The organism is Marinobacter salicampi, assembly GCF_011074795.1.
Lineage (GTDB): Bacteria > Pseudomonadota > Gammaproteobacteria > Pseudomonadales > Oleiphilaceae > Marinobacter > Marinobacter salicampi.
The window spans coordinates 1-15,768 of sequence record NZ_JAAMPF010000007.1 but is presented as its reverse complement, the minus strand read 5'-3'; the positions used below and the strand labels follow the sequence as shown (position 1 = coordinate 15,768).

The 15,768-nt window shown below is 57.5% G+C and carries 16 protein-coding genes; 9 read left to right on the top strand and 7 right to left on the bottom strand.

What is annotated here, in order from left to right; genetic code table 11:
• Positions 1–188: 188 nt before the first annotated feature.
• From G7W63_RS02520 to G7W63_RS02505, 4 genes are all read left to right on the top strand, one after another.
• On the top strand, positions 189–725 hold the full coding sequence (locus G7W63_RS02520; RefSeq protein ID WP_242634282.1) for an RNA polymerase sigma factor: 537 nt from the start codon (positions 189–191) through the stop codon (positions 723–725).
• Between the two features lie 10 nt (positions 726–735).
• Positions 736–1,428 carry an anti-sigma factor family protein gene (locus G7W63_RS02515; protein ID WP_166252693.1) on the top strand — a complete coding sequence of 231 codons (693 nt, stop codon included), beginning with the start codon at positions 736–738 and terminating at the stop codon, positions 1,426–1,428.
• Positions 1,425–2,015, top strand: coding sequence for a hypothetical protein (locus G7W63_RS02510; RefSeq protein ID WP_166252690.1), 591 nt, complete (start codon positions 1,425–1,427; stop codon positions 2,013–2,015). The genes G7W63_RS02515 and G7W63_RS02510 overlap by 4 nt, the downstream gene beginning before the upstream one ends.
• Before the next feature lie 179 nt (positions 2,016–2,194).
• Positions 2,195–3,541 carry a tetratricopeptide repeat protein gene (locus tag G7W63_RS02505; protein WP_166252687.1) on the top strand — a complete coding sequence of 449 codons (1,347 nt, stop codon included), beginning with the start codon at positions 2,195–2,197 and terminating at the stop codon, positions 3,539–3,541.
• A gap of 72 nt (positions 3,542–3,613) precedes the next feature.
• Here the strand turns inward: G7W63_RS02505 and hemL are convergent, their stop codons facing one another.
• From hemL to G7W63_RS02480, 5 genes are all read right to left on the bottom strand, one after another.
• Entirely contained in the window at positions 3,614–4,894 is a 1,281-nt protein-coding gene (gene hemL, locus G7W63_RS02500) for a glutamate-1-semialdehyde 2,1-aminomutase (RefSeq protein ID WP_166252684.1), read from the bottom strand.
• Positions 4,895–4,957: 63 nt separating this feature from the next.
• Positions 4,958–5,611: a thiamine phosphate synthase gene (thiE, locus tag G7W63_RS02495; protein WP_207308862.1), complete on the bottom strand. Its 654-nt coding sequence runs from the start codon at positions 5,609–5,611 to the stop codon at positions 4,958–4,960.
• Positions 5,611–6,369, bottom strand: a complete 759-nt coding sequence (thiD, locus tag G7W63_RS02490; protein ID WP_166252787.1) for a bifunctional hydroxymethylpyrimidine kinase/phosphomethylpyrimidine kinase — start codon at positions 6,367–6,369, stop codon at positions 5,611–5,613. Before thiD ends, thiE begins: the two co-directional genes overlap by 1 nt.
• 63 nt (positions 6,370–6,432) lie before the next feature.
• A complete protein-coding gene (hemJ, locus tag G7W63_RS02485) occupies positions 6,433–6,855 on the bottom strand; it encodes a protoporphyrinogen oxidase HemJ (RefSeq protein ID WP_166252681.1) in 423 nt (140 codons plus the stop codon).
• Between the two features lie 39 nt (positions 6,856–6,894).
• Entirely contained in the window at positions 6,895–8,700 is a 1,806-nt protein-coding gene (locus tag G7W63_RS02480) for a chloride channel protein (protein WP_166252678.1), read from the bottom strand.
• Between the two features lie 188 nt (positions 8,701–8,888).
• Here G7W63_RS02480 and argC point away from each other — a divergent pair, with 188 nt between their 5' ends.
• The 4 genes from argC to erpA all read left to right on the top strand — a co-directional run bounded on the left by argC (position 8,889) and on the right by erpA (position 11,593).
• Complete coding sequence (gene argC / locus G7W63_RS02475) at positions 8,889–9,932, top strand: N-acetyl-gamma-glutamyl-phosphate reductase (RefSeq protein ID WP_166252675.1); 1,044 nt, start codon at positions 8,889–8,891, stop codon at positions 9,930–9,932.
• Between the two features lie 9 nt (positions 9,933–9,941).
• Positions 9,942–10,679 (top strand): DUF6776 family protein, encoded by a 738-nt coding sequence (locus G7W63_RS02470; protein ID WP_166252672.1) that lies wholly within the window; start codon positions 9,942–9,944, stop codon positions 10,677–10,679.
• A 2-nt stretch (positions 10,680–10,681) separates the two neighbouring features.
• Complete coding sequence (locus tag G7W63_RS02465; RefSeq protein WP_166252669.1) at positions 10,682–11,173, top strand: bactofilin family protein; 492 nt, start codon at positions 10,682–10,684, stop codon at positions 11,171–11,173.
• Positions 11,174–11,260: 87 nt separating this feature from the next.
• Positions 11,261–11,593, top strand: a complete 333-nt coding sequence (erpA, locus tag G7W63_RS02460) for an iron-sulfur cluster insertion protein ErpA (protein ID WP_242634286.1) — start codon at positions 11,261–11,263, stop codon at positions 11,591–11,593.
• A 21-nt stretch (positions 11,594–11,614) separates the two neighbouring features.
• On the opposite strand, the gene G7W63_RS02455 is transcribed toward erpA, so the two are convergent.
• Together G7W63_RS02455 and G7W63_RS02450 are read right to left on the bottom strand one after the other, a co-directional pair.
• The gene (locus G7W63_RS02455) at positions 11,615–12,715 is read right to left on the bottom strand and encodes an anhydro-N-acetylmuramic acid kinase (protein WP_166252663.1); all 1,101 of its coding nucleotides are present in this window, start codon (positions 12,713–12,715) and stop codon (positions 11,615–11,617) included.
• 3 nt (positions 12,716–12,718) lie between these two features.
• Positions 12,719–14,164, bottom strand: coding sequence for an OapA family protein (locus G7W63_RS02450; RefSeq protein ID WP_166252660.1), 1,446 nt, complete (start codon positions 14,162–14,164; stop codon positions 12,719–12,721).
• 320 nt (positions 14,165–14,484) lie between these two features.
• Between G7W63_RS02450 and tyrS the strand changes: the two genes are divergently transcribed.
• The gene (tyrS, locus tag G7W63_RS02445; protein ID WP_166252657.1) at positions 14,485–15,687 is read left to right on the top strand and encodes a tyrosine--tRNA ligase; all 1,203 of its coding nucleotides are present in this window, start codon (positions 14,485–14,487) and stop codon (positions 15,685–15,687) included.
• Positions 15,688–15,768 lie beyond the last annotated feature (81 nt).

Genomic DNA, 15,768 nt, shown 5'->3' with positions numbered 1-15,768 from the left:
TTTGTCAGTTACTGTATGTCTATGGAACGTTTCAAATTGTTGGTCCGAACTGTTTTGGCTTTGCCTGTGGGCGAATCGGGACAAGACGGGCGGTTATCTGGTATAAGGCGCTTTAACCATGAACCTCAGGTTGCGTTGTGGCACTGATTCCCTTTAAACCTTCGCGTGCGAAACGATTCGAAGCCTGCGTGCAGCCGCATCTGGCTGGCATGTACCGGTTTGCCTTTCGACTTACCGGACAAAGGGATGATGCCGAGGACCTTGTGCAGGATGTATTGACCAAGCTGTTTCCCAAGGCCGACGATTTGCTGGCAGTGGACCAGCCAGGGCCCTGGCTTAACCGGGTGCTTTACCGGCACTTTATCGACCTCACCCGAAAGCGTGCGCGTCGGGCGGACCGACCGGTGAGCAGCATCATGGCGGACGATGTAGGCCAGAACTTTCTGGATGGCCTGGTGGACAGCACCAACGAGCCGGATCGCCAGTTGGGCCGGGAGCAGTTGCGACGGGCGGTCGGCCACGCCCTGCAAAGCCTGCCCCCGGACCAGCGCACGCTGCTTTTGATGCACGACGTGGATGGCTGGCGCCAGGAAGACATTGCTGAAGTGCTGAATGTGGCTGTGGGAACGGTCAAGTCGCGGTTGCACCGATGTCGGGCCGGCCTGAAGCAAACTCTTGGCGAAGAGTTGGAACCCTTTCTGGCCAGGTTGCGTTTGGATGACTGAGGTGATGAAAATGATGACGTGCCATCAGGCCCAGGACTTTATTGAGCAGTATGTTGCTGCCGGACTCGCGCCGGAGAAATTGCGTGCTCTGGAGAACCATACCGAGCAGTGCTCTGCTTGTGCTCTGCGCCTGCATTGGGAACGTCAGATCAATGCCGAGCTGCAGGCCTACACCATTCCCGAACCAAGTATTGACTTTGAGACCCGGGTATTGGCTGCGGCTACCGGTAAACGCCCGGTTTCTGCTTCATCCTGGTGGGCGGTTCCTGTGGTTGGCGGTGCGCTTGCGGCGTCTCTGGCCCTGGGGTTATTCCTGGGCTCGGGTAATGATGGCCTGACTCAGTCAGAGACCGAAATGGCCCGGACCGCAACCGAGGGCCCGGTGCAGTCCGTGGCGGAAGTTGAACCCTGGGGACGTGAGCAAACCGTACGGCTGGCATTCAATTCGGGCTCGCGGCTTGATGATGTGAATCTGACCATCGAACTTCCGGCCAATGTGGAGCTGGCCAACTTTCCCGGCCATCGGCAGCTAAGCTGGCAGGTGGATCTGGAGCCAGGTGAGAACGTCATCGCGTTACCTCTTCGCATCGCGTACCCACAGGCAGGAGAACTTGTGGCTCATTTGGACGCTGGTGACAAGCGCAAGACTTTCCATGCGCCTATCCCTGGCATAGAAATTAAGGATGGGGAGCCTTCCTCGTGAATGAATCAGCGACGATCAGTAACGGTATTCGGGGGTGCCTCAGGGTTCTTCTGGTGCTGGTTTTGGCCTCCGCTACCTCGGTAGCGGCCCAGAGTCGCGACGATCTCGATGTCACCATGCGGATGGTAATTGATGACGAGGATTTGTCCGATCGAGTTGTGCAGGAGCTGCAGTTACCAGAATCAGCCCTGCTTCCTCCCGATGAACCCGGGCCTGGTGCTGGAGCGGCGAGCCGTGAGCAGGCCACGGAAGCTCGCGAGCAGGGCAGGGCCCTGGGTCGCGAAATGTCGGAGGAATCCAGAAACAAGCGCGATGAAATCCCAAGGGGCAGGCCGGGCGAAGCTATTGGCATCCCGCGGGGAAAGCCTGACATCGGGCGCGGCGGTGGCCGCCCCGACGATCTGCCCAGGCCAGGACGTGATGGCCAGGGCGGCGGTCGCCCTGACGACGTCGGCAACCCCGGTCGGGGCAACCAGGACGTCGGCGGGCGGCCTGACGACCTTCCCAATCAGGGCCGTGGAAACCAGGGCGGCGGTGGCCGGCCGGATGACCTGCCCAGGCCCGGCGGTGGAAACGGAAGACCCTGACCCTTTTTCCCGTAAAGCCTGGTTTTAATTTCAAGCCCTGACTTCCCCTGACAATTTATGCCAGCATGGCATTTTCTGCCCGAATCTCCTGATTCCCCCGTTTGGATAGAGTCCGACCCTGCTATACTTCCTATTCCATGGTTGCCTTCAGTCGAAGGAACGTCTGGCAGGAGTGTTTTTTGGCCCGCTCGTCCATTAGAGGGATACTGATTCTGTTGCTGGGCGCGTGTCTGGTCCCGTCAATGGCGATCGGAAATGCGTTGCCGGCCGTGGACGATGCTGACCCGCAAGCGCTGTTCCGGGCGGGGGTATCGGCTTTTGAAAGCGGCGATCTCGATCAGGCACGGGAACTGCTCGAGCGCGCCCATGCTTCAGGTTTCGAGAACTCTGCCCTGAATTACAATCTCGGTGTGCTCTACTACCGTATGCAGCTGTATGAGTTGTCCCGAGAGCATTTCAATGAACTGCTCGATACCAGTCATCAGGATCTGGCCCGCTATAATCTAGGCTTGGTGGCCCAGGCGGATGGTCAGCCAGAGCTGGCCCGGGACTACTTCGCCCAGGTAGCCGAAGACGCGTCCCAGCAGAAGCTCCGGACACTGGCCCGGCGCCAACTCGAACCCACCGTTGAAGAGAGCCAGCCCTGGCTTGGGTTTGCGTCGCTTGGCGCTGGCTATGAGAGCAACCTTGCCCTGTTGCCGGATACGGCGGGGACCGAACTTTCTGACAGTTTCAATGAAGTTATCCTTGCCGGCCAGGGGCCCCTTTGGTCATTGGCAGGTTCCGACAGCAGGAGCCGGTCGGTCGAGGCCTCGGGCAGCTATTACCGTCGCCACTTCCACTCCGAAGACGACTTCACCAACGATGCAGCTCAAGTGAGTGTGGCCTGGGTGTCCCGAGGCGATTCCGATACCCGAAGCCTGGCGCTCAAACAGGCTTACTTCCGCATTGCTGACGAGTCCAGGGAGCACCAGACATCCTTTGAGGGTCGGTATCGGGACCTGGGATGTTTTGGCAGCGGTCAGTCAGTCCGTTGTGATCTGGATGCATCCGTCTCGAGGGTTTTCCCTTTTAACGGCTACGAAGCCTATGAAGGCTGGCGGTATGAGGCCAGCGCCGGTCTGAGTTCGCGCTGGGATGCCTGGCGGGGAATTGCGGAGCTTGAGCTGGAAGTTAACGACCGGGAAGACCTGACAGTGGGCGAGCAGTTTGTCAGCGTATCCCCGCGACGCCAGGGCCTGGCCCTGACTCTGGAGTATCTCGGCTTCGGAGTCCTGACGCTCGGTTCGGAGGTGGCCTACCGCTACAGCGACTACCCTGACCCGTACCGGCTCATATCCGGTCCCGATCGGGAGTCAGGCCGGCGGGCAGACCATCGTTACTCGCTGGGGGCGACCGCGGAGTATCTCCTTTCAAGGTCATGGTCGATCATAGGGGAGGTTTCGCACCAGAAAAGTGAAAGCTCCCTGAAGCAATACAGCTATGATAACCAGAGTTACCAGGTCAGTCTCGACTACCTGTTCTGACGCCGGTCAGGCCCGGCGCCAGCTTTCAACTCCCTTTGCCGACCGCCACGCTGCCGGTCGCCAGGCCATGAATCAGAGCTGGGCCATGACCCGGCCCGCCGCCTCGGTGGTATGTTCCACGTCCTCGTCCGATAGTACGGCACAGACGAAACCCGCCTCAAAGGCGGAGGGGGCCAGATAGACGCCTTCCCGGAGCATGCCCTGGAAGAAGGCTTTAAAGCGCTCAACGTTACAGCCCATGACCTGATCAAAACTGGTCACGCTGTCCTCTTCAGTAAAGAAAAAGCCGAACATACCCCCAACACCCTGGACCGCCAGCGGAATACCGTGCTTGTCCGCAGCGGCCTTGAGGCCATTGCGCACCGCCGTGGTCTTGGCAGTAAGCCTGTCGTGGAATCCCGGCTCGGAAATGGCATTGAGGGTGGTCAGGCCAGCGGTCATCGCCAACGGGTTGCCAGACAGGGTTCCCGCCTGATACACGGGACCGAGCGGGGAGATGTGTTCCATGATTTTGCGTTTGCCGCCGAACGCGCCTACTGGCAAGCCGCCGCCAATCACCTTGCCCAGAGCCGTGAGGTCTGGAGTAACCCCATAGTGTCCCTGGGCACCACCGAGGGCGACCCGAAAGCCGGTCATGACCTCGTCGAAGATGAGTACCGTGCCGTAGTCATCACAGATTTCCCGCAAGCCTTCCAGGAAGCCTGGTACGGGGGGGATGCAGTTCATATTGCCGGCCACTGGCTCAACAATGATCGCCGCCACCTGGTCGCCCACCGAAGCAAAGGCCTGGCGCACGCTTTCAATATCATTGAAAGGCAGGGTCAGGGTGTGTTCGGCCAGGCTTGCCGGGATGCCGGGTGAGTTGGGCACGCCCAGGGTCAGGGCGCCGGAGCCCGCCTTCACCAGCAGTGAGTCGACATGGCCATGGTAGCAACCTTCGAATTTGACGATTTTGTCCCGCCCGGTATAGCCGCGGGCCAGGCGGATAGCGCTCATGGTGGCTTCAGTGCCGGAGTTAACCATGCGCACAAGATCGATGGAGGGCACCAATTCGCACACTTTCTTGGCCATGGCTGTTTCGATAGACGTGGGCGCGCCGTAGCCAAGCCCCAGGTCGATCTGGGCATGGAGCGCGTCAATGATGCGTCTGTCCCCGTGGCCGAGGATCATCGGTCCCCAGGAGCCTATGTAATCGATGTAGCGCCGATCGTCCTCGTCGTAAAGATAGGCTCCCTTGGCATGCTTGAAGAAAAGCGGCGTGCCGCCGACGCCCTTGAATGCTCGCACCGGTGAGTTGACGCCGCCGGGAATGTACTTTTGTGCCTGTTCAAAAAGGGTTTCGGATTGGGTCATGGTTTCGGGCTCCGCTTATGTCGGCTCTGTAGGATGTAGAAGCAGGTTCGGCTTGGGGGCGTACTAACGCCCCGGGGCTGCAGGGTGATGAGCGCTGATTAGCCGGCTCAGTTCGCGGGCGGCCTGCTCAGTGTCGGGGCTGGCAAACAGACCCCCGATGACCGCCAGGCAGTCCGCCCCAGCCCGGATCAGTTGGGCACCATTCTCCGCAGTGATGCCGCCGATGGCAACCAATGGCCTGTCCAGTTGCTTCGCTTCGGCCAGCACTCCAGGCTCAGCCGGAACAGCCTCGGGTTTGGTTTGGGAGCCGAAGAAACGGCCAAAGGCCAGGTAATCGGCGGAAGCCTCAACGGCCTGCCGGGCCAGGCTAAGGCTGCCGTGGCAGGTGGCACCGATAATGGCCTCGCTACCAAGCATGGCACGAGCGCGTTCCAGGCTGAAATCGGACTGGCCAAGATGCACACCGGCAGCGCCTACCTCCAACGCAAGCTTGGGGTCATCATTGATCAGTAGCGGCACGCCAGCGCCGGCGCACAGCACCTGAAGTTTGCCGGCCTGGTACAGGCGCTCGCGAGGGCTGCTGACTTTATCCCGGTACTGGATCACGACTGCGCCACCCCGTATGGCTGCAGCAACTTCAGTGAACAGCCGCTCCCCTGGCAACAGCCGGGTGTCGGTAATGGCGTAAAGTCCGGGGGAGATGTTCCGTTCAGCCACTAGATGTTTCTCTTGTAATGACGGTCGGGTACCGGCTGCCCCCGACCTACCGCCAGGGCGCTGCCGATGGCGCCGGAAACAAATGTCTGTGCCTGGGCAATCGCCTCTTCCAGAGACAGACCCTGTGCCCGACCCGCGGCCAATGCTGCAGCCAGGGTGCAGCCGGTGCCATGATACTCGCCTCCGATGCGGTCCAGGCGCCACTCCATGGGTTCTTGCCCACTACGGTAGAGCACATTGACGATCGACTGTCCCAGGCCATGGCCTCCAGTGGCCAGAACCGAGCCGCACCCTTCGGACAGGAGCTGGTCGGCTGCTTTCGCCGGATCCTGCTCTCCGCTTAACTGGGCCAGCTCCACCCCATTGGGAGTGATGACCTCGGCACGCTGAAACAGGGTCCTGCGCATTCGGTCAATCAAAGCCTCATCCGCCAGATCGCCACCACCGGCGGCTTTGATGACAGGGTCGACGATCAGGGGAACGGCGGGATGGTCTGCCAGAAATGCCAGCAGGGCCTCCACAATTGACGCATTACCCAGCGCTCCGGTCTTGACGGCGTGAAAAGGCGTGTCCTGGGCCAGGCACTTTAATTGCCGCAGGATAAGATCAGATTCTACGGCGACGCTGTCATAGACGTTGCGGGTGTCCTGCACGGTCAGGCAGGTCAAAACCGGCAGGGGATGGCAGCCCAGGGCGGTGACCGCCTGGATATCCGCCTGGATCCCGGCGCCCCCGGAAGGGTCGAGGCCAGAAAGAATAAGTACCTGGGGGCGTTGATGTAATTTGATGGCAGGGTCTCCCTTTCAGGTCGGAGGATCGGATTAAAAAGGTTTGACGGAAGCGAGTACCACCACCGCTACCAGCACCAGAACGGGCATTTCATTGAACCACCGGTAGAATACGTGACTGCGTTGATTCTGGTCCTGCTGAAATACCTTGACCAGGTGTCCGCAGTAAAAATGGTAACCAACAAGCAGCAGTACCAGAAACAGTTTGGCGTGTAGCCAGCCCTGGCTCAGATACCCGCTCGGGTTATAGCTGATCAGCCAGAATCCGAATATCAGAGTCGCGACCATCGAGGGTGTCGTGATGCCCCGGTAGAGCTTGCGCTCCATGACCTTAAATCGGTCCCGCCCGGGCTGCTCATCACACGCAGCGTGATACACGAAGAGCCTGGGGAGATAGAACAGCCCAGCAAACCAGCACACCATGGCAATGATATGGAACGCTTTAACCCAAAGCATAGATAACCTCTGCACTGCCCGTATCGGGCATTGGTCGGCCTAGCCGCGTTTATATTGGTAGTAGTTTTCGATATCGGCCTTTAGCACCACACCGTAGATCCGCTGGATCATGGGGGCAACGTGTCTTTGCACGTACAGAGCTTCAGCTTGACCATTATTGAATTCGTCGAGGGCTTCTTCCAGCGTGGCCTGATACTGGACCGGCGCAATGTCCCGCCTATGTGCCGGAATCTCCATCAGATCGATTGTCTCCTCTGTCTCACTTTCACCCTCTTCGAAGTCACTTTTTTTGTCCTCGGCCTCTGGGTCCTGTTCCGCCAGGCTCTCCAGGAAGCGAGCCAGATCTACTGAGGGCAGCAGCGCGGTCGGGCCACTGCTGCCCTCGACAATCAGCCATTTTGGCTCTGACCTGAGCATGTCCGTCGCCTGTGCCCGGGACAGGTGGCGCTCGGTGCGCAGGATGCTCCGGTCCATGATGGCGCCCACCGACACCCGTCTAAGGGCCTGGGTAATCGGTGAATTCTGGTAGCTCATGCCGTGATTTTTCAGGATCGTTAGGAAAATAGACCTTTGACCAAACACCTCGCTGGCGATCAGGCTCGCGCTAGTAATAATCAGCATCCCGGGCAGAATGATGTTGGGGTTGCGGGTCAGTTCCATCAATGCCATGAGCGCTGCAAGGGGCGCCTGAAGGACTGCACCCATCATGGCGCCCATGCCCAGCATGGCATAAAAGCCTACCGATGAAGCGGTGTCTGGCATGAACGCCGAGCCAATAAGGCCCATGGCGCCGCCCAGGGTTGCCCCGATAAAAAGCGTCGGGCCAATGACACCGCTGGGCATGCCGAGGCCAATGGTAACCGCCGTAATGATGAGTTTGGCGACGCCGGCGCCCAGCAGCAGCCAGAATGGCAGCTCCCCGCCAATGGTCAGGTCCACGGTGTCGTAGCCAATCCCCATGACCTCGGGAATCAGTATGGCGAAGGGGACCATCAGAAGCCCGGCACAGGTCAGGCGCAAAAGCACTGGCCGTTGGTGGAAGCGGCCGCTGGCGGTCATCAGCCTGATCATGGCGGCCGCTGCCACACCAATGACCACCGCCATGGCCAGTATCCAGGGGATCTCAAGCAGTGAATTCATGGTCAGCGGCGGCACACTGAACGCAGGCGCCGGGCCATAGGCGGCCTGGGTTATTACTGCTGCACTGACAGATGAAAGTATGATTGGTGTAAACCCGGCGATGGTGTATTCCATCATCACCACTTCCATGGCAAAAATAACGCCGGCGATGGGCGTGTTGAACGACGCTGAAATAGCCGCAGCGCTGCCACAGGCCACCAGCGTGCGGATGCTGTTGTTGGGCAGTCTCATCCATTGCCCCATCAGGCTTGAGAAAGACGCCCCAAGGTGGACTGCCGGGCCCTCCCGTCCTGCAGACTGCCCGGTGATAACCGTCCCCACGCCCACGATAAACTGCACGATGGCACTGCGAAGGCTGATGTACCCCTGATGGTAGTTCAGGCGTTCCATGACATGCACAATGCCCACCTTGCGGTCCTGAATCGCAAGCCGGTGGAGCAGTAGCCCAAGGGCCACAGCGCCTGCAAAGGGCAGTACGCCCCGGGTGATCAGGCCGAGCTGCTCAAAGGATTCCGAACCGGAGCCTGGCAGAAAATAAGTAAGTGGCCACTCAATTGCCAGGCGGAACACAAGAATCACGGCCCCCGTTACGATGCCTGAAAGCAGACCCAGCAATGCAAGCTGAGGCAATGCATCAACGTCCGCAAGTCGCCTGCGGAAGAAGGGAATGAAACCATCCGTGTATTTATGTTTAAAGTTGCGCATGGAACATCGGTTTCTGGGCCTTTTGGGCTTGAAGGTTCAAAGACTTAGGGTATTGTAATGGTCGTTGTTCTGGCCGCAATCTGTCACTGCAGTATCATGATAGACTATGGCGGCACGCAGGTCTTTGAATGAGCATAGGCGGCCGAATGGCTGGGGTTCAGAACGTAACGCAAGAGCAGGAGTTTCGAGTGATAAAGGTAGGCATCGTAGGGGGTACCGGTTATACCGGCGTCGAGTTGCTGCGGATACTGGCAGCGCATCCTGACGTCAGAGTCCAGGCGATCACCTCACGCTCGGAAGCTGGCTTGGCTGTGTCTGATATGTACCCCAACCTGCGTGGCCACTATGATCTAGCCTTCAGCGAGCCGGATGCCGATGCGCTCTCTGCCTGTGACCTGGTATTTTTCGCGACGCCCCATGGGGTTGCCATGCGTATGGTGCCGGAGCTCATGGCCCGGGGTACCCGCGTGGTTGATTTGTCAGCTGATTTTCGCCTCAAGGATCTTGATGTCTGGGCAACATGGTATGGCATGCCCCACGAGAGCCCCCAGTGGGCCGAGAAAGCCGTCTATGGCTTGCCTGAAATAGCCCGGGATGCCATTCGTGAGGCCCAGTTGGTAGCCAACCCAGGATGCTATCCCACGGCGGTGCAACTGGGTTTTCTGCCTCTTCTTGAGGCCGGACTTGTTGATACACGGCGGCTGATAGCCGACGCCAAATCCGGTGCCAGTGGCGCAGGCCGGGGCGCCAGCGTAGGCACGCTCCACGGCGAGATAGGTGAGAGCTTCAAGGCTTATGGCGCGTCCGGGCACCGACATTTGCCAGAAATCCGGCAGGGGCTGGTGGGCGCGGTTAAAGATCAGGGCGAAGTGGGCGTAACCTTTGTGCCTCACCTGGTGCCGATGATCCGGGGGATTGAGGCCACGCTATACGCTGAACTGAAAGATCCGGCTGATTTCGACCGTTTGCAGCGTCTCTACGAAGAGCGCTTCCAGACAGAGCCCTTTGTTGACGTGATGCCGTTTGGCAGTCACCCCGAAACTCGCAGTGTAAAAGGAGCAAATACCTGTAGGATGGCGCTGCACCGTCAGGGAGACAGCTCCATGGTTATTGTCACATCAGTAATCGATAACCTGGTAAAGGGTGCCGCAGGCCAGGCAGTACAGAATATGAACATTATGTTCGGGTTCGACGAAAGTACGGCGCTCAATTTTCCAGCCTTGCTGCCATAGGCCGGGTCTGTGACAGACGACAAGAAAACAGACCAGTATGTGGTGATTCGGCATCGGCCAGGTTATCGTCTTCGCAGGACACTCATTCTGCTGGTTTTCTCCGTAATTTCCGCTGTGATCGGATACATGATGGGTATGGCGGAGGACGGTTTCCGCTTTAGTGATGTGGTCCAGACCCGGGATTATCTTGAGCAGGAGCTAGCGGAACTCAGGAAGTCCCATACCGAAACCCAGCAGCGGCTAATCAATCTTGAGCGTGGCCGGAGCATCGACGAGCAGGCGCTGAATCAGGCCCGGCGCGCTATAACGGCGCTGGAAACGAGAAGGTCAGAGCTCGAATCGGACCTCACCTTTTACAAGAACATCATGGCGCCTTCGGAAACCAGCGAGGGTCTGCAGGTTGACCGTTTGACGCTGATCTCAAAACGCACCCCCGGACACTATGATTTCAAACTTGTGCTGACCCAGGTGGGCAATAACAATAGCTATATCTCAGGTGTTGTCGCGGTGAATGTCGTAGGTATGCGAAACGAAGAGCGCGAGCTGATTGCGTTACGGGATGTGTCAGAAGACATTGATGATCTCGGCGTGAAGTTCCGCTTCCGCTTTTTCCAGGATGTCGAAGGTGAACTGGTGCTTCCTGAAGACTTCGAGCCTCTTGAAGTCCAGGTTGTGGCTCAGGCTCAGGGCGCCAAGGCCACCAAGGCAGAACGTACATTTGACTGGCCCATAGTGCGGGAGAATTAAGCATGTTTGGTAACAAGAAGCAGAATCAGCGTCGCCCTACCGGGCACTTCGATACGCTGGTGTCCCGTAAAACCTCCATATCTGGAGACGTCTATTTTTCCGGCGGGCTCCATGTGGACGGGAAGGTCCAGGGGAAAGTCATTGCTGAGGAGGGTAGCGAGGCTGTCCTACGGGTTTCCGAAGCCGGCGAGATTGAGGGTGACATCATGGCGCCCCATGTCATCATTAACGGTATAGTCCATGGCAACGTCTACTCAGGTTCTCACCTTGAGCTCGCGGCGAAAGCCGCCATACATGGGAATGTTTACTACAACCTCATCGAGATGGCTATGGGTGCCCAGGTCAACGGCAACCTGGTCCATCAGAAAGAAACGGCTGGACTGCTGGGCCAGGGACTGTCTCAAAACGAGGCATTGGCAAGCGAACCGGAGCTATCTGAAGAGACCGGTCTGCTGAGCGGACAGCCAGTCGCAGGAAAAGAGCGCCCACAATAGTTGATTGTTTTGGTCGGGAATACGATAATTGGGCAATTAACGAACAGTGATATTTTGGAGGCGAGCTTGAGTCTAGTACAGGAACAAATGCCGACACCGCTGTTCTTCAGTGACAGCGCGGTCGCAAAAGTACGGGAACTGGTGGAAGAGGAGGAGAACCCCTCCCTTAAGTTAAGGGTGTTTGTCACCGGAGGGGGATGTTCGGGCTTCCAGTATGGTTTCTCCTTCGACGACAATCAGGACGAGGATGATACCGCCATCGAAAAAGGGGGTGCCATATTGCTGGTGGATCCCATGAGCTATCAGTATCTGGTGGGCGCAACCATCGACTATCAGGAGGGTCTTCAGGGCTCCCAGTTCATGGTCCAGAACCCGAATGCGAGTTCCACTTGTGGTTGTGGCTCCTCCTTTACAATCTAGCGACGAACTTTGTCGGATCGCTCAGGCTTGGTAGATAGCTCCGAGTATTCGCCTGCCTTTGGCACCGGTGACCTTGGGGACATTGCCATAGGCGCCATCAATCGCCTGCTTGCCCAGCCATGCAAAAGCGGTTGCCTCAACCCACTGGGGGTCGAGACCCAGGGTATCGGTGGCCACCAGAGTGCGTTCGGGATTGGCGGACGCCAGGGTTTCCATCAGAAGCGTGTTTTTAACTCCGCCTCCGCACACATAAAGGGTGGAAGCAGGCGCAGTCAGCTGATCAGTCAGAGTGCGCACGGTCAGCTCAAGTAGGGTTCGCTGGACATCCACAGGCGCCGTTTCCGGATGACGGTTAAGTACCGTCTTAATCCAGGCAAGATTGAACTTCTCCTTACCGGTGCTTTTAGGTGCGCTCTGCCTGAAGTAGCCATCGGTAAGCATGTCATTCAGTAATGCTTCGTCGACCTTGCCACCCCTGGCCCAGCGTCCCTCTTCATCAAAGTGCCTCCCGGTTTGGTCGAGACACCAGGCATCCAGCAGGGCGTTGCCCGGGCCGGTATCAAAACCGAAAGCCTGGTCAGGATGCTGACCGGGTAGCCAGCTGATATTTGCAATACCGCCTATATTGATGATGTAGCGATCCTCGCCTTCTTTGCCGAAGTAAGCCTGGTGAAAAGCAGGCACCAGAGGGGCTCCCTCGCCACCAGCGGCCATATCCCGACGCCGGAAGTCCGCTATCGTGGTGACACCGGTCAGCTCAGAAATAAGGTTAGGGTCACCTAGCTGGATTGAGAAAGGGCAGTGACCATGGGGCTGGTGCCGTATTGTCTGGCCGTGACTTCCAATGGCTCGCAAAGGAGGAGCCGACAGTTTGCCGCGTTTGATAACTTCGCAGGCGGCCTGGCCGAAAAGCTGGCCCAACTGATGGTCCATTTCGCCCAGGTCATCAGGGCTGCCATGGTTCTGGCTCAGGCGCTCTAACCGTTCTCGAAGTTCGTGGGGGTAGGGCAGGCAAAAGGTTGCGTGAAGTAGGATCCGGTTTTCAGGGAAGGACACCAGCACAGCGTCAATGCCATCCATGCTGGTGCCTGACATCAGGCCGACAAATGAGGCGTCATCCACCTCTTAATCGCCTCTTGCAAGGGTCAGGCGCCGATCCCGGTAGGTATCGAGCTGGGCAAGAGTCTGATCAGTAGCTGATCTGAAATGAGCCAGTTTCGCTTTCGGGATAGGGGCGGCATCCGGCAATTTGACAGTGACAGGGTTGCGATGGGTGCCGTTGACTCGAAACTCGTAATGCAAATGTGGGCCGGTCGCAAGACCGGTAGCACCGACATAACCGATAACCTGTCCCTGCTTGACGTACGTGCCGGAGCGAACGCCCTTGGCATAGCTGTTCATGTGGGCATAAAGAGTGGTAATGCTGCTGCCGTGCTGGAGAACGACTGTCTTGCCGTAGCCGCCTTTGCGGCCTGCCAGGATGACCTTGCCATCGCCAGCAGCTTTGATCGGCGTGCCGGTACGGGCAGCATAATCGGTGCCTTTATGAGCTCGCAGAGTGTTCAGCACCGGATGGCGACGGTTCAAGTTGAAGTTCGACGATATGCGGGCAAAATCCACCGGCGTGCGAAGAAACGCTTTGCGCATGCTTCGGCCGTCTGGGGTGTAGTAGTCGCTACTGCCTTTCTCGTCTGTATAGAGAACCGCAGCCAGCTCCCGGCTTCGGTTGTTGAAATTGGCGGCCAGGATACGGCCATTGTCGATCTTCTCACCGTCCAGAAACAGCTCTTCATAAACCACACTGAAGCGGTCGCCCTTACGGATATCCAAGACAAAGTCGATATCCCAGCCAAAAATACCGGCCAGCTCCATCGTCAGCTTGTCAGTAAGGCCGGCAGCCTGTCCTGCCCCAAACAGAGAGCTGGTGATTTCTGCCTCGGCGAATGTTGTTCTGATCTCAGGCTGACGAACTACCTGTTCACCCACAAAGCCGGAATCAGTACGCTCAATTTCTAGCGATTCCATACGCGAACGCTGAAGCCTGATGGCCGCGAGCTCGCCCTCGCCGTCGGTTGCAAACGCAATCGACTCGCCTGCATAGAGTCGCTGAAGCTTGTCGGCATTCCCTTTTCCGTGGATCACTGAAAGCATCAGTCGATCAGAGAAGCCGGCTTTCTTGAAAAGAGTCGACAGGCTGTCGCCGTTTTTTATATTGAACTCGGTCCAGCTCAGTCTGGGCTCGACGGACTCGCTCGATGTTGAGTCGGTCAAAACAGCAGGTTCCACAGGAGCATCGTTAGAGACTGGCTGACTGGTGGCAACCGGAGCGCTTTGCTCTGAAGAAGAGGAGTCTTGTGTAGAGATGATCGCCGCCGCAGAGAGGGCGTCGTCGGAAAGCGTACGGTTGCCTTCTTTCGTTGTCTTGGTGATTTCGCCAGAATCAAGATCCAACGCGACAACCAGACGATTGGCCTCCACGTCCGAGCTGGGGCTGAAGACAGCACTTACAGCGATGACCGTTCCGGTCAGAAATGCTGCCGCCAAATGTGTTTTTGGAAATGTCTTAAGCACGCGATTAACCTGTTTTTAGTCGTTACTTCTGTAGGTTGTACAGCCCAATTAAGGTCAGCGTTCAAGTATAGATCAACCTCGGCAGTATAAAAAGCACGCACTTGGGCGTCATACCGGGGCAACCTGATGACGGCCGTCTGTGTCAGGCACAGATTTTCCTGTCACCCTTGCTATAATGCGCTGCTCTTACGCTTGGCTGCTGGCTATTCGGTCGTTATTAAGAATGGTAGCAGCGTTTGCAGTAACGCTCAGAGTCATTTTGTTGGGCTCTGTAACTACCGCGACCTTTTACCGCAACTGTTATCAAGGAATTAGCTGTTATGACATCAATCGACGAGGCGCTTGCCATCATCAAGCGTGGGGTAGACGAGCTGCTTCCTGAAGAGGAGCTCATCACTAAGCTCAAACTGGGCAGGCCTCTTCGCGTCAAGGCGGGCTTTGACCCGACCGCACCGGATCTCCATCTTGGTCATACAGTCCTGATCAACAAATTGCGTCAGCTCCAGGATCTGGGTCACGACATAATGTTCCTGATTGGTGACTTTACCGGCAAGATCGGGGATCCAACTGGTAAGAGCGCCACGCGCCCGCCTCTGACCGACGAGCAGGTGGCAGCTAACGCCCAGACCTATAAAGAGCAGGTCTTTAAGATTCTCGACCCTGCAAGAACTCGCGTCATGTTTAACTCCGAGTGGATGGGCAAAATGACTGCCGCCGATATGATCAGGCTGGCGGGTCAGTACACGGTTGCGCGTATGCTGGAGCGGGATGATTTTACCAAGCGTTACGGGGCCGAGCAGCCCATTGCTATCCATGAGTTCCTCTATCCTCTGGTTCAGGGTTATGACTCGGTCGCCATGGAGGCGGACATCGAACTGGGCGGTACCGATCAGAAGTTCAATCTCCTGATGGGTAGGATCCTGCAAAAGCACTATGGGCAGGAACCTCAGATCATTCTTACCATGCCTATATTGGAGGGCCTCGATGGGGTCCAGAAAATGTCGAAGTCCTTGGGCAACTATATAGGTGTCAATGATTCTCCTGGCGAAATGTACACCAAACTGCTGTCTGTGCCTGATCAATTGTTGTGGCGCTATTTTGAGTTGCTTAGCTTCCGGCCTCTCGCGGAAGTCCAGGAGTATAGGGCTGCCGTAGAGGGTGGAGCCAATCCCCAGGAATTCAAGAAAATTCTGGCCGAAGAAATCATTGCGCGCTTTCATGACGATGAAGCGGCGCGCTCCGCTCACAAATCCGCTGGTAATCGGGTCGCGCTGGGCGAGATCCCAGAAAATGTGCCGATAGTGGAGGTTCCCCTGGAGGGGCAGGAGCAATTGCCAATGGCATCAGTGTTGCGACTGGCTGGTCTGGTGAAAAACGGTGCGGCTGCGAAAGATGTGATCGGGCGTGGGGCAGTTTACATTGATGGCGACAAAGCTCCGGCGGATAGAGTGTTCACCAAGGGCGACGATTGTGTGGTCCAGGCTGGTAAGAAGAAGATTGCCCGGGTTTTGATCACCGAATAATCGATCTGGAAGGTTTTGGGTTTTTTTCCAAAATCCCCGTTGACACCTGAGTGGGTGTCTGTAGAATGCGCATCTCCTTCG